The 18,883-nt window shown below is 36.7% G+C and carries 18 protein-coding genes; all 18 read right to left on the reverse strand.

Annotated features, from left to right (window positions below; all coding sequences use genetic code 11):
- Positions 1-313: 313 nt before the first annotated feature.
- Entirely contained in the window at positions 314-1,420 is a 1,107-nt protein-coding gene (gene wecB, locus LX73_RS04565) for a non-hydrolyzing UDP-N-acetylglucosamine 2-epimerase (RefSeq protein ID WP_148898276.1), read from the reverse strand.
- 52 nt (positions 1,421-1,472) lie between these two features.
- Positions 1,473-2,333, reverse strand: a complete 861-nt coding sequence (locus LX73_RS04570; protein WP_148898277.1) for a polysaccharide deacetylase family protein — start codon at positions 2,331-2,333, stop codon at positions 1,473-1,475.
- A gap of 21 nt (positions 2,334-2,354) precedes the next feature.
- Positions 2,355-3,119, reverse strand: coding sequence for a methionyl-tRNA formyltransferase (locus LX73_RS04575; RefSeq protein WP_148898278.1), 765 nt, complete (start codon positions 3,117-3,119; stop codon positions 2,355-2,357).
- Positions 3,120-3,124: 5 nt separating this feature from the next.
- Entirely contained in the window at positions 3,125-3,829 is a 705-nt protein-coding gene (locus tag LX73_RS04580; protein ID WP_148898279.1) for a WecB/TagA/CpsF family glycosyltransferase, read from the reverse strand.
- Positions 3,830-3,840: 11 nt separating this feature from the next.
- The gene (locus tag LX73_RS04585) at positions 3,841-4,866 is read right to left on the reverse strand and encodes a polysaccharide deacetylase family protein (protein ID WP_148898280.1); all 1,026 of its coding nucleotides are present in this window, start codon (positions 4,864-4,866) and stop codon (positions 3,841-3,843) included.
- Between the two features lie 6 nt (positions 4,867-4,872).
- The gene (locus LX73_RS04590; protein WP_148898281.1) at positions 4,873-5,757 is read right to left on the reverse strand and encodes a sulfotransferase; all 885 of its coding nucleotides are present in this window, start codon (positions 5,755-5,757) and stop codon (positions 4,873-4,875) included.
- Entirely contained in the window at positions 5,750-6,124 is a 375-nt protein-coding gene (locus tag LX73_RS04595; protein ID WP_211359357.1) for an acyltransferase, read from the reverse strand. The genes LX73_RS04590 and LX73_RS04595 overlap by 8 nt, the downstream gene beginning before the upstream one ends.
- A 140-nt stretch (positions 6,125-6,264) precedes the next feature.
- Positions 6,265-7,302: a glycosyltransferase family 4 protein gene (locus LX73_RS04600; protein WP_170245578.1), complete on the reverse strand. Its 1,038-nt coding sequence runs from the start codon at positions 7,300-7,302 to the stop codon at positions 6,265-6,267.
- A 66-nt stretch (positions 7,303-7,368) separates the two neighbouring features.
- The gene (locus LX73_RS04605) at positions 7,369-8,346 is read right to left on the reverse strand and encodes a hypothetical protein (protein WP_148898284.1); all 978 of its coding nucleotides are present in this window, start codon (positions 8,344-8,346) and stop codon (positions 7,369-7,371) included.
- Between the two features lie 241 nt (positions 8,347-8,587).
- Positions 8,588-9,769 carry a hypothetical protein gene (locus LX73_RS04610; RefSeq protein ID WP_148898285.1) on the reverse strand — a complete coding sequence of 394 codons (1,182 nt, stop codon included), beginning with the start codon at positions 9,767-9,769 and terminating at the stop codon, positions 8,588-8,590.
- A 50-nt stretch (positions 9,770-9,819) separates the two neighbouring features.
- The gene (locus LX73_RS04615) at positions 9,820-10,782 is read right to left on the reverse strand and encodes a sulfotransferase family protein (RefSeq protein WP_148898286.1); all 963 of its coding nucleotides are present in this window, start codon (positions 10,780-10,782) and stop codon (positions 9,820-9,822) included.
- On the reverse strand, positions 10,775-11,647 hold the full coding sequence (locus tag LX73_RS04620) for a sulfotransferase domain-containing protein (RefSeq protein WP_170245579.1): 873 nt from the start codon (positions 11,645-11,647) through the stop codon (positions 10,775-10,777). Before LX73_RS04620 ends, LX73_RS04615 begins: the two co-directional genes overlap by 8 nt.
- Positions 11,644-12,987, reverse strand: a complete 1,344-nt coding sequence (locus LX73_RS04625; RefSeq protein WP_170245580.1) for a flippase — start codon at positions 12,985-12,987, stop codon at positions 11,644-11,646. Before LX73_RS04625 ends, LX73_RS04620 begins: the two co-directional genes overlap by 4 nt.
- A 47-nt stretch (positions 12,988-13,034) precedes the next feature.
- Positions 13,035-14,105, reverse strand: coding sequence for a Wzz/FepE/Etk N-terminal domain-containing protein (locus LX73_RS04630; RefSeq protein ID WP_170245581.1), 1,071 nt, complete (start codon positions 14,103-14,105; stop codon positions 13,035-13,037).
- Between the two features lie 1,130 nt (positions 14,106-15,235).
- On the reverse strand, positions 15,236-15,460 hold the full coding sequence (locus tag LX73_RS04635; RefSeq protein WP_148898290.1) for a type II toxin-antitoxin system MqsA family antitoxin: 225 nt from the start codon (positions 15,458-15,460) through the stop codon (positions 15,236-15,238).
- 11 nt (positions 15,461-15,471) lie between these two features.
- Positions 15,472-15,741 carry a DUF4258 domain-containing protein gene (locus LX73_RS04640; protein ID WP_211359358.1) on the reverse strand — a complete coding sequence of 90 codons (270 nt, stop codon included), beginning with the start codon at positions 15,739-15,741 and terminating at the stop codon, positions 15,472-15,474.
- A gap of 881 nt (positions 15,742-16,622) precedes the next feature.
- Positions 16,623-17,900 carry a sulfate adenylyltransferase subunit CysN gene (gene cysN, locus LX73_RS04645; RefSeq protein ID WP_148898292.1) on the reverse strand — a complete coding sequence of 426 codons (1,278 nt, stop codon included), beginning with the start codon at positions 17,898-17,900 and terminating at the stop codon, positions 16,623-16,625.
- 74 nt (positions 17,901-17,974) lie between these two features.
- Entirely contained in the window at positions 17,975-18,880 is a 906-nt protein-coding gene (gene cysD / locus LX73_RS04650; protein WP_148898293.1) for a sulfate adenylyltransferase subunit CysD, read from the reverse strand.
- Positions 18,881-18,883 lie beyond the last annotated feature (3 nt).

The raw sequence follows: 18,883 nt of genomic DNA on the forward strand, positions 1-18,883 counted from the left end.
AATGCATAAACGTATCTTTTAAGCCGATGCGCAAAATTCGTTAGGCCGGTTGTTTAATAACCATTAGTAGTAACAAGTACTTACCCTTTCAGAGCTTCGCTCACAATTCTTAGGTCTATTTGTAAGCCATCGCCATAATGAATTGCTGGTGGAAAACCGAGTACGTAGAGGATAATTTCGTACTGGTTCTTTACGTAGAAATAAGCAATCAAATGCGGTTTTGGTCGCTGAGTAAACGAAAGAATAAAACAACCATAGCCCCACTAAAGTAGGGGTCTATTGATTACTATCTCTGTAAACCCTGTGAACAGGGTTATTTAGAAGCTTCCAAAATCGCCTTCACGATACGTTTCGCCGTATTCCCATCCCAGTACAGCGGTTTTGGCAACTCTTTATTACCACCAGCAACACCATTCTGCAAATGCTTCTCAATATGATCCAAAATTACTTCCGGATCGGTACCTACCAGCGTATTCGTCCCTTCTGTAATCGTAATAGGACGCTCGGTATTTTCGCGCGCCGTAAGACATGGAACACCCAGCGCCGTTGTCTCTTCCTGAATGCCGCCGGAATCCGTCAGTACCAACCGGGCGTTATTCATTAAACACACATTATCCAAATAACCGACCGGCTCTAGCAAATGCAAATCTTCAATACTGTTCAACTGATCCCAGAGGTCAAACTTCTCTGCATTATTTTTGGAACGCGGATGCACCGGCCATACCAGTGGCAAATCGGTAGAAGTTTGTTCCAAAACATCAACAAAATTCCGTAACGTATCTTTTTGATCGACATTCGAGGGACGATGAAGCGTCACCAACCCGTAATTTTTTTCGGAAATACCTAAATCAGCAAGAATGGTAGATTCATCCGATCGCTCACGCATATTAAAAAGAGTATCAATCATGATATTCCCAACAAAGCGGATTTTCTCATCGGCAATCCCCTCCTTTTTAAGATTCATATTGCCGTCAATTGAGGGCGTCAGCAAAAGATCAGCGATACTATCGGTAAGAACGCGATTAATCTCTTCGGGCATGTCTCGGTCGTAGCTTCGCAGACCAGCTTCGACGTGGGCGACTTTGATACCCATTTTATTAGCAACAATCGTACAAGCCATGGTCGGATTTACATCACCTACTACTACCACCCAGTCGGGTTGTTCTTCTTGCAATACTTTTTCAAATTCGGTCATTACTTTGGCGGTCTGCTCGGCATGGGTACCACTGCCTACTCCCAAATGGAAATCCGGCTTGGGAATACCCAACTCGTCAAAGAAGATTTTAGACATTTCATAATCGTAATGCTGACCGGTGTGCAGCAGTTGTGCTTCTATTTTCTGATGATTTTTAAATTCCTCGAGCAAGGGTGCTACCTTCATAAAATTAGGTCGGGCACTGGCTACGTTAATGATCTTCATTAAGATGTGATATTAAACTTTAATTACAGTTTTACAATTGATATTAAGTACTTCATAAAACAGCCAAATCTTCTACTTGAAACCATTCTTTTAATATATTCTCACATGTACTAAACTCATAGTTTTCAAGCAACATCTCTAATTTCCTCTGGGTCGTATGAAGATTAACATAACATTTGAACTTCCTTATTGCCGACATCTTCACACGAGGACAATTTGGGGCAAAATCTCGTGGGTGAAGATAAATAACTCCCGGGATTCCATCATCTTCTAATTTTGAAAATCCATATCGCAATATTTTTTCATGCCAAAAGCGTAAATAACCCCCACCGCTAAATGGAACTTTAACTTTCCCAAAATCCAACACACTCATCGGTAATTGGACAAAGTTAGTTTGAGTTATTGAAGAATCAAGTATTTGAGGACGTTGCTCAATATCATAGCCACCATGGCCACGTTGTGCAGGGAATAAACTGGCATCATATTGTAAACCAATCTCATCCATAACCTCAAAAGCCCACTCTGTTCCGGGCGTAATAGAAAAAGAAGGGGCTCTATATCCCTTAACCTTTTTTCCCGTTACTTGTTCTAATGCTTCTACCGACTGTCGTAAATAATCTCTAAATTTTTCTTTTGAAAGAGTATTAACTCTATAATGCCAGTAACCATGCGTACCAATCTCATGCCCTTCTTCAGCTATTCTTTTTATTACAGCAGGATATTTTTGGGTTACCCAACCCAAGACAAAAAAAGTTGCTTTAACATCGTACTTATTTAGGATATCAAGAATAAGATTAGTCTTATCTTCAACGATCGAAGAAGAAAACGAATCCCAATTCCCTCGTCTTTCAACATAGGGGATTCCTGAAATATTAAACCAATCTTCTATATCAAATGATAAAGCGTGCTTCAATATTATCCTGTTTAATATTAGCTAATAAAATTCTTTCCCCAGTTGCCAGAACTCTTCTACATCTTCTCGTTTAGGAAACGAATAATAAGTCATTTTCTCATCAGGATTTGGAATAAGTTTATACTCACCTTTTTTTACCAAATCAATGGCTTCAATGATGGCATCCATTCCTAACTTCTTTGTTTCCTGAATTAATTCTTGTTGCGATTGATCCCCAATTTCAAATTTCTTCTGAACCAAAATAGGACCGCTGTCAATACCTTCATCTACAAAAAAGACCGATACCCCAGTATAATCTTCATTATTTTTTAGTACCCAAAAAGAAGGCATCAACCCACGATACTTTGGCAATAATGCGGTGTGCAAATTAAGACAACCTTCAGGTGCTAAATTTATTAACTCTTCTTTGAAAATTTGATTCCCCGCAATAGATACCAATAAATCGGGTTCATAAAATTTTATTTTCTCTAAAGACTCATGTGAATTTATACTACTATCCAATTCGATAACAGGTACAGAATGTCTTTCAAGTATAGTCTTCACTTTTTTAGTGGGGTCTAACTTATTTCGCAAAAACCTGATCCCGTAATTGAATAAAAAACCAGTACCAAATATATTCCAGGTTTTTAAAATCTTACTCAAAAAACTTTCTTTACCACCAAACGGGGAAGCTTCAAAAACCACACATCCAGTTACATTTACATCAGGTGATAAATCAGATAAAAGATAATCCAGATTCTCTGCTAAAAAAAAAGGATCATCTTGGGTAAGAATAACAACATTCATTAAATCTAAATCCTATTGGTAATAACTTTTGCTAAGAATGGAAGATACACAATCTGTCGACGAATTCTGGAAGGTTCTGTTATTAATCGGTAAAACCATTCCAAACCTATTTTTCTAAATACTTTTGGTGCTCGCTCTTTGAGCCCGCAATAAATATCAAAACTACCTCCTAACCCCATGTACAATGCAGGGTGTTCCTCGAACATCTTCTCCATTAAAAATTCTTGTTTCGGACTTCCCATAGCTACAAAAACAATATCGGGTTCTTTAATTTTAATCTCTTCTACCAATCCCTCTTCTTCTTGATCATCCATGTAGCCATCGCGATACCCTACTATATCAATGCCTTGGTACTCTTCTTTAAGACGTCCAACGGTTTGTTCAATAACCTCTGACTTGCCGCCAACCATGTAAAATGTTTTGTCCATATAATGTCTGTCAATAATATCCAGCCAAAATTCGGCTCCTGGAATTTTATCCGCGGTATATCCCTTACGTTTTAAAGCCATTACCGTTCCTATGCCATCCGGATAACCCACATGCTGATTAACCAATCTTCGAAGTGTATCATCATCTTTCATCAGTTTTTCAGCATTCAAAGCAATAAGAATATTATTAAAATTCCCATCTCCCAAGTAATTCAAAAAATCTTTTCGACTTGTAAAAGGATGAGTTTTATACTCATTTAAATAAACAACATCAGACATCATGCAGTTATTTGTTAATTCTTTTGTGGCTTTTCAATACTCCCTTCCTCTAATAACCTATCAAAGGTATAGAATTGATGTTTTTCTTTATGTTCTTCTATAAATTCTTCAAACTTTTGCAGTGAATACTTCGTCAGCGCTTTGGGATGACCAATGATTACAAAATCCGCATCAGGCTTATCAGTTTGATAATAGTCAAATGCCCTTTCTAAAAAAGAAGCTTTATAGCCATCAATACTGACAACCGTATTTGATGGTAATAATAACTTCTGTAGGATCCATTTCTTAGCTGCCGGTAATGGACCACCATCACCTAACGTTTTATGTTTAGGGTTATCTAATAGCTTTGTGAAGGCCAGCTTCCAGTAGAAAAAGGGAGATACTTTGTATGAAGATATAGGTATTTCAAGGAAACTTCCCGACTTATCAGGGGCTAATGGGTTATTCTCAAACTTCCATTTAGTTGTTTTGGGCGCACATCGAAAATCGAAATAACGGGCTTCATCTTCCTGATATCCTCCCTGATAAACCGTACTATCCAACCAGACACTATTTTCCTCAAGAGCACCTTTAATTTTAGTAAAAGGCTGAATGCACCACCCCCCTGCCCGATAAGCAAATACCTTATTATTTACACGAAATTGTTCTAGATTTTTTTTATAGGATGTTACTATTTCTCGAATCTTATTTTCTGACCAATCGGCCAGACGATATCGACTGGCATCTATATCCCATTTTCCATTTTCATAAACACTATCTTCCCAATGGGGATGAATATGGAGTTGCAAATCATGCCCATTTTCTGAAAGCTTTTTCAGTTGATTGGTAATCAACTCATAGTCTTTTTGGAGTTCCGGATAATCAGACTTAAACTCAGCTAATCTTTTTACAAAACCTATATCTACAAAAAAAACCGCCTTAATATCAAATTTATCTAATACTGAAAGTAACTTTTCGGTTGCCTCAATAATTGAAGTTCTCACCGATCCTGTTTTACTCCCAAAGTATAATTCGTAATCAAGCGTGAGTACAATATTCATAAATTTCTACTTCAGGATTTTATACTTGTTAATGAGCATCAAGGGGAAAGACAAAAGGTAATAACCAATCTTTTTGCAGGTTGACATATTTTTTATCCATCTATCATCCTTTCTTAACGTAATGGTATCTGATTTTTTTAGTCTGTTGCCTCCCACTAAATGTGGAATTTCAAAGGGTTCCTTTTCTTCAATTTTTTTTATTGTTTCAGAAAAATCAATCTCTAAAAAATTGCCAATATCAATAAAGGTCTGTTCAGGATTATCTACAATATCTTCATATCGAACTTTCATAATCTGCTTATTGGAAAGAAACCAGACGAGAATTTGACCCAATACATTTATAATCCAGTAATACAAAACGGTTCGCAAGGGCGGACTATAGGTTTGCACCTTCTTTTGAAAAGAAGTAATAACTCCTCGAACATCGCGAATAAGAAAAATACCTTTAACATTTCCATTATAGATTTTCCGGAGCGCCAAAAACCGACCGATATACTTAGCTGAATCTAACACATATCGATTATTATTAGTATGGATAGCTTCAATTAATTGTTTCTGAGCTTCTTGATACTTCTGAAAATCCCCCCTTGGCTTAGTTCCTGCTAAATAATAAGGAATGGCTGAATGATACTCCATGCGATGAGCTAATTGCTCATAATCAGTAACGTTATCTTTTATTTTTTTAGGCAATGATTGCTTTACCGATCGCCAATACTTACAGGAATCAAATTCAAAACCACATGAGCATGCATCGTTATTTTTCAGATAAGAAAAAAAGTGATGTAACTCACCAACATTTGTAATCTTTTTGTGATTATTTAAAACGGTTGCTAACACCGTTGAACCACTACGCCCGGCTCCCAGAATATAAATAATCTCTTTACTACTCATTTCTATACTTTATCACTTTGGCCGGATTCCCTCCTACAATTGCATAGTCTGGCACATCTTTGGTAACAACTGATCCGGCTCCAATAATTACATGGTCACCAACTTCTACACCCGCTAAAACAATGACACTTGCACCAATCCACACATCATTACCAACCTTAGTATTATACTGTTTTTTGCCCTGGTACTGAATGGGAGTATCCAAGCGGCTGTACCGATGGTTTCGTGAATATATCTTGACATCGGGACCCATGATTACGTTGGAACCGATCGAACAGTGCGACTGAATCATGCAACGGGTTCCCAATTCTGAATTATTCCCCACCTCAGATTTAGGTGAAATTTCAGCGCCGCTTTTAACTCTCAAATTCTCGCCGCATTTTCTCAAATAGTTCTTCACCAGGTACCTTCTGATCGTCGGAAAGAATAAGGCAAAGGGACGATAGTCTTCCGGTGTTTTTTTAAAAAGAATAATATAAAGAGCAAAATATAGTTTCCTCAACAAATTCATTGTCTCGTATTCAAATACAACTTTTCTAGGGTTTTACAAATATGATCAATAGTATATTTCTTAGCACTTTTCATAGCATTCTGGCTAAGTTCCGCCCATTCACCAGCCGATATGTTATAAGCTTTTTTAATTAGCCGACCCAACTCATCACTTGTACTCGCTTCACACACAAACCCGTTGTGATCATTACGGACCTGATATTTCAATTGTTCAAGGTTGGAAATTATTCCGGGCGTGCCACAATACATAGCTTCAGCTAGTGAAAGACCAAATCCTTCACTTCTGGAGGGAAAAATAAAAAACTTACTCCGGTTATAATATTGGTTAATCTCTTTTTGAGTAAGGCTATCCAAAACGGTTAAATTTACCTGATTCTCAAGGGCTTTAATTTCTTCCTGATAATTGCCGCTGCCAATAAAAACAACATTCAAATCCTCACTACCAATTTCTTGTAAGGCCTCTATCAGTTTGTCGGTGCCTTTTACTTTATAGAATGACCCTACATATAAAAAATCGATATCGCGTTCGTTATAATCGTTGCCGAGAGGATTAATATCCGCTGTATTGATACCCGCACACAAAAAATGATCAACATCCCTGTTTAATTTCTGTTTTACAACCTCTTCCATCGATTGACCTACACAAATAATTCTATCCACACAGCCGATAAGCTCACGATAAAATCGAATCAAAAATGTATTCTGCAAATTATTTATATCACTTCCGTGCATGGTCAAAAAAACAGTTGTTGACGGATGAAATAGTTTATAGATAAATGTCAGCAACAACAATGGCGACAAAAAATGCAGGTGTAAAACATCATACTGCTTCCTCAGCTGCATAAAAAAACGCAGAAAGCTCATAAGGTATTTTTTAATAGATCCTAAAAGTCCCGTAAAGCTTCTTTTTATTGAAAAAACACTTACATCCATGTCAGTATTTTTGCGAAACCAATCAACGTGGTTTTTTACAAAGATACCGGCATATTCTTTTTCTTCTGAAGGGTAAGCGTTGGTTAGTATTAATACTCTCAAGTTACCCACTTGTGTAAATGATTAAATTTATTATCGTTCTGTTACTATAATTTCTAAAATATTTTTTTACATATTATCTAATTCACTTGTCCGAAAATACGTTTTGTTCATTGTGCCTTTCGGTTCTTTTTTTAGTATTACTTTAAAATGTGTTACAGCTATTTGTTTTGGAGTCATATACTTAAAAGACGCTGGTAAACTCATCCTTTTTTCTACATAATCTATATCCTCTTGATCAACATACAATTGTAAATTTGAAGGAGACATGCTTAAACCTTCAAATAAAGTCATATACTGCGGGTATCTAATCCTATTCTGGCATCCATATTTTTTATTATTTAATAATTTCCAAACAGAATCTTGATATTTCAAATAATCCAACCTATGGATTTTATTAGAGGAGAATGGATAATGTGGTTGGCTATGAATGTCGTTACAATCTACTTTATGATATGCAATACCATTTCTTTTTAAAGCTTTGGTAGCTATTTTAGAATATTGCAGTAAGTTTTCTAGTGGAATTCTTTGCAAATTTGAAATACTATACCAGACATCAATTTTATCAATATTAAAATCTTCAAGTTCATTAAATTTCAAAAATGTAATGTTTAACCTATCAAAAAAAGTATTTTTATTATTTATATCTCGTATTTTATCAAATCTTTTTAATAAGACTTTCTTCTTTATAGAAAAATTCTGAGAAAGCTTATCCAAATGTTCTTCAAATAAATTAATGCTTTTTAAATAGTTAAGTGAGATATGATCATTTATGTCACAGGTAATTATTTTTTCAAAACCTAACAAATATGCAATTACCAAATCAATACATGCAGACCCTGTACCAAATTCTAAAAAGTTTTCTTTTTCAGACAAATCATGATAAAAGTTATCAAAATGATTAATACCCCTAACTATTCTTTGGTGATAGTACTGCCCATCCACATCTTGCTCACCGTACAAAGATTCTAATCGATTTCTATGCAAACCTAAATTACTTAAAAATGCCAAAAAACCTTCCGCCAGATGGATAACATAGATATTCATAATCAAAATTAACTTTAATATTCCAAATATTAATAAAGAGTAGTGATAGCCTTACCTATGTTTTAGCAGAAAAATAGAAAGACCTGCGACATCTCTACACTAAATTTTTAAATACATCACACATATATACTTGGAGAGATATATTTTATTTAAATTCATTTTGCTAAGTATTTTTAGTCCCATCTTCAAGACACTGATTTTTTAAAATATACTTGCCTTTTTTCTTTACAGAGAATAAGCATTAGTAAGTAGTAATATATTTCTCATTATTTTGAAGTATTTCTATATTTGCAAGAATCGCAACGAAGGGAGCAATCATTGCCGACTGCATAATATGACCAGCCAATGTAGCAACAACTACGACCAAACACATGACATAAAAGCAATACCATTGATCGTGTTTTTGGTTTACTTTTTTATAATTGTTAAAAATCCAATAAATCCATAATAAGAAAATGAATATTCCAATTATACCGTAAGCATCTAATAAATCAACAAAATTTTGCTCAGCGGTACCACTCCATCCGTCACCGAATACTAACAACAAAGGATTTTCTATTATCTTTGATATATATGTATCAAATACCCGTTTCCTTTTAATACCACCCGACAAATAGGTAAATATTCCATATTCATCAATAAAATATGCCCATCGTTGCAAGCCAAGAGAAATAAACTTGTAAAGGTATTCATAAATAGAAAAGAAGACTACTAATAAAACTGAAAATATTTTGTACAGCTTTATTTTAGGATAATTGTACACATAAACAAAAAATATGATAAGTGTACCAAGTATGGAAGATTTGCTCAGCAATGCAATGGAAGCAATAAAAAATAATAAAGTAATACCCAGTGCTTTCACAAAAGATTTTTTATTGAGATATAAGAGCAACGAATAAATTACTAATAAAGCACCGGTAACTTCATTGCCGGCATAAAAAAAACCAACGCCTCCTATCATAAATCCGCCAGTCGAAAAGCCATAATTAGAAAATCCAATTCCCAAAAAAGAAGAAAATAAATTTACTAAGAGGATAGCAGCATTTACATAAAGGATAACTCTTAACCGATCTTTCGAGAAGTAGTAATTATTACTTATAAAAACATATAACAAAAAGGGTAAACTTATTTTTACAACAGCATTTAAGTTATTTATGACCTCTTCATTAGAGTAAAAACATTGCACCAAGAATAATCCAAATAAAAGAATAATAGTCGAAAGAAAAACCAGAGAGTTCTTATCTAGATTAGTTTGCAAAATTCCAACCAAAAGAACTAAGATAAAAAAGATCCGAATTCCCTCTCCTAATGAAAAACTCCCTACTAAAAAAATATTATTGCTAATTAAAAAACCGTTTAAGGCATCAATAAATAGCCATAATACCAAGAAAACGAATATGGTCTTATCTAAGTACTTCTTCAAAAAGAAAAAAAATTAAATTATGAATGAACTTATTAGATACCTTTTTATATTTAGATCATATTATAATCTAACTTAGACAAAAGATTGTTTAAGTATTTAACTTTTTCTAACTCACTCTCTTGTAGTTCTTTTCGTCCCTTTCCAATACTATCTGTATTAATGGGCTTATGCACTTTTTTATGGTGAGCATGATATTTGGTATCCCCTAAATCACCCTGCTGATTAAATTTTGCAATCTTTTCACTCATAAAATCAATACCTAAAAAATGGCATACCCTTTCCACTGTTTGTTCAGGGTTAGATACCATACTTTCATAAGTTAATTCGTAATAGTCTTTTGGATACTTGTTACCAAACTTTTGTAAATATTTGACTGATTGTTTCCAGCGCAGGGCAGCCATATCCAAATCCTCGTAGAGGCCTGCTTTTACATACGAATTAACGACATCAATCCCATCTCGGATAATGTGGACAAACTGTGCTTTTGGAAACATTTTTTTCAATTCGTAAACATACATCGCATTTAACGGGGTTTTGTCTCCCCATCTTATTAGGGGTATTCCTTTTTTTCGGGCATAAAATTCGTAAAACTGATTTATAACTTTAGCAAGTGATTGCTCGTCAGATTCAAGCGCTTTCAATTCTAATGCCAGATCAGCTAATGTTTCAATTTCGAAAGTATAAAACTCCGGATGGTACTCAAATGTAGAAAGTATCAGGTTTACGTACTCATCCCAAGCCAAATTTTTATGCACAGCATGCAGCTGTGTAATCTTGCCTAGAACATAACTTTCAGGAGGTATGACAATTCCTTCTTGAGATACCAGTATTCGTCTTAGTAAAGTATTACCAGAACGTCCAGATCCGACAATAAAAAAAGGGGAAAAATCTTCATTCTCATGTAGTGAAATCGTGTTAAAATAAAATTTATTTCTGATCCTATTTACAATATTATACCCTCGATGAGCCCAGCGATTAAAGTAAAAATACTTCAACTTTGTCTTTTCATTCATCTTTAGCCTCTCTACTTTTTTCCCAACTAAACTCACGGCCTATCATATTAAATAACTCCTCATTGTGGGGAGCGAAATAAGATTCTAATTCAAGCCTTAGGTTCTCATCTAACTTGGAGTAATCGGTCTTGTTTATCCGATTAAAATCAAATTCATTATTATTGCGTTTAAGCTCTAGCCAATCAAAAATTTGTAATAATTTTTGTTTTGTATTCTCAAAAAAAGACTCACTTTGAATAATTAAAAACTGGTCTTCATCAAAATACTGATACCACTTTTCAAGCTGCTCAGCATATCTTCCTCGTGCCAAGTAAGAATAATATTGGTGTTTTTTTCCTCTATAGTTTACTGATGCTAATAGCTTTTCTTCTTCCTCTTCTAACCGACTTTCTTCTTTATTTATAGCTTTCCTAAATGTTAAAGGTTCGATCAGACCGATATTATTTTTTTTCTGAAAATTATACTGGGAATATGCCCGATCTACCGGATTCCTGAGCAGAAGCAAAAACTTGGCATTGGGATAATCTTTAGAAATCCTTTGGGGGGTAGCAGGATGAAATAGATAGTATGGTGAAGCTTCACCTGTTATAACTGAACCCTTCTTTCTTTTTTTAAGAGGAAAGTGCGATAAATACCACTTAAAATCTTTATGAAACCGATAATCATAATAGTGTATCTCTTTTTTCAAGGGAGAAACAAAATTCGCAGCATATTTTTTAATGTATCTAAATAAGGAAGAAGTACCTGATTTCTGAGCACCAATAATAAAAAAGTTTGGTTGTATTACTTCTTTAATGCTAGTCCTCAAAAGAATATCCCGATAACTCAGTTTAGCTTTTCGGGTTATTTTTTTAGTGATATTCATTTTCCCATTCCCCACATATCTATACCCAAATTCTTTTTTACCTGGTAGTAGTTTATCAAATTCTTCATTGCTAAAGATGAGCCCGTAGCAATAGCAGCACCAATAATGCCCCATAAAGGTATAAGTAAAGCATTAAATAGGATATTAGAAAAACCGGCAATAATTGTAGTATTTCTAACCATATTCTGATATTCAGACATGCTTAACAAATAGCCCACGGGACCTGTCACAGAATTAATGAATTGCCCGACCAGCAAAATCAACAATGGTTGATATCCTACTACAAATTCGGACCCAAAAAAGCTAAGTATAAATTCACCAAACAAAATTAATACAATGACTATAGGTAACGTAGTAAAAAATATAAGCTTTGTTGTCTGAGTAGCTGATTTTTCTAATTCCTCAATTTTGTCATCGTGATACAATTGCGAAAATTTAGGTGCTGCAATAGAACTAATGGCTGAAAGTACAAAAATTGTCAGTATCCCAATTTTATAAACAATATGATAGATACCCACGTCAGCTTCATCCATAAAAAAACCGAGCATTAGTATATCAGTCTGGGCAATAACTACATTCATTGTTGTCACCAAGAATAATGGGACAGATACATTAAAAATAGACTTATAGCTGATATCATGTTGATCATCATTAGAACTATCTTCTGGAAATGAGTAATAACCTAACAGAAAGAAAAGAATACCCATAATAAATAAAGACAATAGATGAGCATAAATGGGTATATTAATATTAGCAGTAAAAATAAAACTGATGAATAAAAATAAAACCAGCTCAAGAAAATTAGGAATCGCTTTAAAAAAACTATATCTCTTAATTTCCCCTAATGCACGGAATGTTTCTATATTTATATTTCTCAAACTCCGAAATAATATCACCCCAATAGCTAAATACAAAACTATGGTAATCTCTTCACCCGGTGTGTTAAATAATAAACTCTTTAATGGTTCTAAAAATAAAAACAAGCATAAGGATACAGTAATTGAAAATAAAAGAAGTAATAAATGACTCTTTTTATAAATTTTAAATGATACTGCTTTTGAAAATTTAGCAGCATATTCTGGAATTAACCGAACCAACGATGTCCGTAGTCCGCCTTCCGAAAAAATACAGCTTATAGCCAAAAAAGACTGGATTATAGCATATCTCCCAACTGCTTCAGCTCCATAGAATTGGGCAATAAGATAATTAATGACCACACTCGAAAGGACAACTGCTACTTTAGATAAAGACGAGTAAATACTTCCTTTGAAAATAAATGCAAAGTTATCATCCGATAACCACTGCTGTATTTTTTTCTTATAAAATATAATGTTAAACACGCTGATTTTGGTAATCTTTAAGATCTATCAGTATAAAAAAACCTTGCCTAATCAAGGTAAAAATTCTTCCACCATTTGTGAGCAAGTAAATATCCTAAAGCTACCAAAAAGCCAAGCATTCCAGAAACAATCAGAATCAATAATCCCGAGGTATTATCTTCCAGCGGCACACTCACCGGCTGCAGCACCGAAAGCACCGGCGTATCTTTTTGGAGCTCGAGCTTGGCCTGTTCTAGCTGCTGGGAAAGGGAATTATAGAGGTTAAAAGCTAAATCATATTGCGACTGCAACTCCTGCTCGCGACTCTGCGCTTTAGCCGTTGCTAAATTAAGATTACTGTCACGAAATTCAGCCAGCTTTTGCTGTATTACATTAAACCGTTTTTTGGCAGAATCTACCTGCTGTTGGACAAAGGCAAGATTCTGCCGGGTCTTTTGGGTGCGATAAGCTTTTACCTGCTCTTTTAACAGGCTAATACCTAGCTGCGAGACTTCCGCCGCTGCATTGGCATCCGGCAGGGTCACCGAAAAGTTTAGAACTCCGGTTTCCTGATCAACTGAAACTAATAACTGATCACGAAGTATTTTTACAGTTTCCATCTGTGCTTCGGTAATAGAAAGTACAGAATCGCGGCTAATCTTTTTGGGTAAGGTTCGCATATCCCGTTTTTTTTCAGAAAAAATATCAGCCATTTTACCAGGTAAGCCAATGGTGTATTCCTTTATATATCCAAAAATTGAAGGAGAATAAATTTCGGTATAGAATTCATGCACTCCGGCAGTGGTATCATAACTTGCAAAGTAAACGGGCGTATGCATAAGTTCCAGCTGGTAGGGTAAGCTTTCTGCAATCTTGGGATAAAGCTGGGGCGGAATGCTTCCGGTCTGCCCTCCACTTAAATCACTCGGACTAATCCCCAACATTCCACCATACTGCGACAACAAACTTCCGGCCTTTCCCCCTAAGCCTTGTTCTTGAGATTCCGGCATGAGTGTAGCTTCGGCCGTATATTCTTCGGGGCTAAAAAGTGCAATGAGCAATCCTAATACTAAAAAAGCGCCGGTAATTTTAACAATTTTTTCGCGGGCATCCCAGAAGGCCTGCAACAATTCGACCAAGTCTATTTCGTCTTCTTCGACGGGACGATAACCGTATTCGGGGGGAGCATCGTAGTAGGATTGAGGCTGTTGCCTTCTATGAGGTGTGGGGTCGTGATGTTCGTTATGTGATTCCTGGTTGCTCAGCGTTGTATTTATTTTGTATTAAAATTTCTTTCGTTAATCGTTATTCAACTTGTAGCTAAATTTTTGTTGAAGGTTGACTATGATCATCAAAGGGTCGATTTAGACAACAATTATCAAGGTAAACTTTTAAACCTTTTTTATTTTTTGAGACTTTGTTCTCGTTATGTACGTCTTCGTTGCTCAGCACATTGATAATTAAAATTTAAAAAAGCTCAAAGGAAAATAGGTGTGGAATCGAAACTAAATCTCTGCTCAATTTTAAGGTAGCTTATTATAAGGAAATATCGTGTTTGTGGAAAGATGTAATCTAAGAAATGTTATAATAATCCATTACAATAATTAGTGTAATTACAGGACCTTAGTTTGTTTTTAAGTTGATGTAGTTATGCTATTCACTCTGCCAATATAGAATACAAGCATAACTGCTATTTGAGATTCTTCACTTTGTACAACTACACCAGGTTTCGTTGCACTTCGTTCAGAATGACAAGCAAGGAGGTGCTCTGACTATAATGCTACTGTTGTCACCTCCGATCCCGAATGCTATGACTTTATCTAATGAGGTAAATTCAAGATAAGCAATTTGAAGAGTTATAGTGTTCATTTTTTTCAATCAAGAAAACCGCCGATAAATATCGGGACCAGAAAACCACTGGAACGAACCAAAAAATTGTCCCCCTCGCCTCTCCCGAGCTCTCGGGATCGGCACTCCTCCCGGGAGGAGATTTTTTGTGCTATTTTTTAAGCTTGTTGGCTGGATTCAACCTTCGGCTTGTACGGAGATCAAGGTGTATTATCACGGACAGCATTTAGTTTACACAATCCCAAACCAGCGCAGAGTGTAGGTTCGAGATGAAGATTAGTAAATTATTTAGCTTTCTGCCAAACGTCCTATATCACGAAAATTTTTAACCATTAATAATATCTCTCAACCTTAACCTATAACAGATGTATTTGCCTGTAACATTTTACTGGCTTTTCCAACCTTTAACAACTTTTCTACATCACGCCGCATACTGCAATACCTCTATTTCTGCATTGTTCGCTACCGCCTGTTCGGCAATACCCATAAGTTTTTGTGTTACTTCTTCTGAATGGGTGTATTCTCCACAATTTTCACAGACTTTGGCCGGAACATTTTTTACAACAATAATACTTTCATTTCGCTGCAATGTAACGGTAACCTTGCCCGCTTTCATCGTACCGGATTTACAAATTACGCATTCCATAATATTATGGGTTATTTTCGAGATCTAAAATCTTTCTTCCAAATGTCAAGAGAAGGTTCATAAGCTGTTACTACAATACAAGTATCTGCTTCCGAATTAACAGCAACCACCACATGAATGGGGCGCTGATTTATGTAAGAAAACATTAAATAGCTTGGATACGGTCGGTCATCGGGATAGGAAGCAATTCGCTGTCCATTTTGGATAACCGTTTTTACATCATCAATAGATATTTTACGAGCAAACATTTGCTCTGTCGCATGACCCGTAAATTCAAACACTCTACAATTCAAAATATAACTCTATAATAATCTCAAAAAATATAATTTAAGGTCAATTGATCTATCAATGGTAAAGTTTAAAAGTAAGTGGTTGCAGGCTAACCTTAAACTAACTTTGTGATCTGCTGTTAATGTTAAGGAAATATCGCATTTCTTAAAAGATAAAATCCTATTTAACCAGGGGCTGCCAGGTCCCAATAAAGGGTTTTTACAATTAGAAGATAATCTCAACCCGAAAGGGAGATCTACAGTGCCAATTCCCCGGCATTGGCCCCTTCATATTTATAGGGAGGGATGTTTGTAGAGCTGAAATTAATGTTTGGCTACAGATTTTAGATACCGACAAAAAATAAATCCCCCTCTAGAAAGAGGGGTGGTCCCACACATAGTATTTCTATGTGGGAGTGGGCTTATGTGCATTGTAACACTACAAGTATAATAACCCACCTCGCCTCTCCCGAGCTCTCGGGATCGGCACTCCTCCCGGGAGGAGATTTTTTGTGCTGTTTTTTGAGTTGTTGGCTGGATTCAACCTTCGGCTTGGCCAAAGATCGAGCTATGATTAGCCCGGACAGGCTTGAAACTACATATGCAGCTGCGGAAAACAAGTATCCCCATTCCAGAACATAACACTGCAATGAAAATGGTATTTATAATTTATAACAAATAGAGAAGTAGAACCCACTCATAAAGCTAATAATGACAAACAGGGAAGTGCTCTGACTATAATGCCAATGTTGTCACTCCGAGTGCAGCGAGGAGTCTCAAGTATGAATATAGTTACCATTTTGAAAGTTGCTCCGGCTGTGAATATTGCTATGATTGTCGTTTGAGACTTTTCACTGCGTTTGGGATGTTATGCCGGTTTAGAAAAGCCCTCACTAAAGAATCATTCCGGCACCGACTGTTTCGTTTGTAAACTCATCAATCAGGATAATACTCCCGGTCTCTCTGTTTCGCTTATAGGAATCATAAAATAACGGGTCAGTGGTACGAATTTTGATACGTCCGATATCGTTAAGCCCAATCTCTTTGTCACCTTCAACGCGATGCAAGGTATTAATATTGACCTTGTATTTTACCTCTTTTACAATGCAGCGGGCATCTTTGGTGGTGTGTTTGATGGCATATTTCCCATTGGGATCCAGCGGCTCTTTATTAAGCCAGCATACCATCATATCGATATCCTGTCCCACGGTAGGCTGGTTATCGGGCTTGGCAATCATGTCGCCACGGCTGATATCGATTTCATCTTCGAGCGTCATCGTTACCGACATGGGGCTGAAAGCCTCTTCCTCTTCCTGCTCAAAAGTTTCGACTGTATCAATTTTGCTGGTAAAACCGGATGGTAGTGCTATAATTTCATCTCCGGGCTTGAAAACGCCACCGGCTACTTTACCCGCATATCCGCGGTAATCGGGATATTCGGTTGACTGCGGACGTGTAACCCACTGCACGGGGAATCGACTGTCCACGTGATTAAAATCACTGTCTACTTGTACATTTTCGAGGGTATAAAGCAGTGTTGATCCACCATACCAAGGCATGTTGTCAGACTTTTCTACAACATTATCCCCATACAATGCACTAATGGGAACGTAATGAATGTCAGGGACATCAAGCTTGGAAGAAAAGGTCTTAAACTCCTCTTTAATCTCTTTATAACGCTCTTCGCTGTAATCCACAAGGTCCATCTTATTTACGCAAAGTACTACGTGCTTAATTCCCAGCAAAGATGATATAAATGAGTGTCGACAAGTCTGCTCAATAACACCGTTCCGGGCATCAACAAGAATTACAGCCAGGTTGGCTGTGGATGCCCCTGTCACCATATTGCGCGTATATTGTACGTGACCGGGCGTATCGGCAATAATGAACTTACGCTCGGGCGTTGAAAAATAGCGGTAGGCTACATCAATGGTAATGCCCTGTTCGCGCTCGGCCGAAAGACCATCAGTCAACAGTGCCAGGTTGGTATATTCATCCCCTTTCTTACGACTCGACTCTTCGATCTTCTTCATCTGGTCATCAAAAATGGACTTAGAGTCGTACAACAATCGTCCGATTAAGGTACTCTTCCCATCATCCACACTGCCCGCCGTAGTAAAGCGAAGCAGATCCATGTCGAGGTATTTCTTTGCGTCAGTTTCGTTACTCATTACAGTAATTACAAATTGAGAATTGTGAATTAGGAATTATTCCTAATTCTTAATTGAAAATTGAAAATTCTAAATCAAAAGTATCCCTGTTTTTTTCGTTCTTCCATCGCCGCTTCGGCTCGCTTGTCATCGGTACGGTTTCCACGCTCGGTAATTCGCGCCGAGGCCACTTCTTCAATAATCTGCGGAACGGTCGTGGCATCCGACTCGAATGCTCCGGTACAGGTCATATCACCGATAGTACGGAACCGAACAGTTTGTTCCTCATATTCCTCATCATCGGTTAGAGTAATAAATTCGGATTTGGCCAAGTAGGTCCCTTCTCGTTCTACGACATCCCGGGTATGTGCCAGGTACAAGCTGGGGATATCAATATCTTCGGCTGCAATGTACTGCCAGACATCCATTTCCGTCCAGTTACTCAGTGGAAATACGCGGAAATGTTCGCCCTGATTTTTACGTCCGTTATACAAATTCCAAAGTTCGGGGCGCTGGTTTTTGGGATCCCATTGCCCAAACTCATCGCGGTGAGAAAAGAACCGTTCCTTGGCGCGGGCTTTCTCTTCATCCCGACGTGCTCCACCAAAAGCAGCATCAAAATCATGCTCTTCCAGCGCTTCGAGCAGCGTAGGGATCTGTAATTTGTTCCGGCTGGGATTGGGTCCTTTTTCTTCCTTCACTTTTCCGGCATCAATCATATCCTGTACGTGAGCAACAATAAGCTCCACGCCCAGATCATCCATTAGCTGATCGCGAAATTCAATGGTCTCATCAAAATTGTGTCCGGTATCAACGTGTAAAAATGGAAAAGGAATTTTACCCGGCCAAAAGGCTTTCTGCGCCAGTCGTGCCATAGTAATGGAATCTTTGCCACCGGAAAACATGAGAACAGGGTTCTCAAACTGGGCGGCTACTTCTCTCATGATGTGTATGGATTCCGACTCTAGCTGCCGGATGTGATTCAATTTATATAACTGCATGTA

It is taken from the genome of Fodinibius salinus, assembly GCF_008124865.1.
GTDB classification, from domain to species: domain Bacteria; phylum Bacteroidota; class Rhodothermia; order Balneolales; family Balneolaceae; genus Fodinibius; species Fodinibius salinus.

Bases quoted from the DNA above. Each gene is read 5' to 3' on its own strand.
- wecB (WP_148898276.1), bottom strand. From the start codon at position 1,420: ATGAAGATCATTAACGTAGCCAGTGCCCGACCTAATTTTATGAAGGTA.
- LX73_RS04575 (WP_148898278.1), bottom strand. From the start codon at position 3,119: ATGAATGTTGTTATTCTTACCCAAGATGATCCTTTTTTTTTAGCAGAG.
- LX73_RS04580 (WP_148898279.1), bottom strand. From the start codon at position 3,829: ATGATGTCTGATGTTGTTTATTTAAATGAGTATAAAACTCATCCTTTT.
- LX73_RS04585 (WP_148898280.1), bottom strand. From the start codon at position 4,866: ATGAATATTGTACTCACGCTTGATTACGAATTATACTTTGGGAGTAAA.
- LX73_RS04590 (WP_148898281.1), bottom strand. From the start codon at position 5,757: ATGAGTAGTAAAGAGATTATTTATATTCTGGGAGCCGGGCGTAGTGGT.
- LX73_RS04605 (WP_148898284.1), bottom strand. From the start codon at position 8,346: ATGAATATCTATGTTATCCATCTGGCGGAAGGTTTTTTGGCATTTTTA.
- LX73_RS04615 (WP_148898286.1), bottom strand. From the start codon at position 10,782: ATGAATGAAAAGACAAAGTTGAAGTATTTTTACTTTAATCGCTGGGCT.
- LX73_RS04620 (WP_170245579.1), bottom strand. From the start codon at position 11,647: ATGAATATCACTAAAAAAATAACCCGAAAAGCTAAACTGAGTTATCGG.
- LX73_RS04635 (WP_148898290.1), bottom strand. From the start codon at position 15,460: ATGGAATGCGTAATTTGTAAATCCGGTACGATGAAAGCGGGCAAGGTT.
- cysN (WP_148898292.1), bottom strand. From the start codon at position 17,900: ATGAGTAACGAAACTGACGCAAAGAAATACCTCGACATGGATCTGCTT.
- cysD (WP_148898293.1), bottom strand. From the start codon at position 18,880: ATGCAGTTATATAAATTGAATCACATCCGGCAGCTAGAGTCGGAATCC.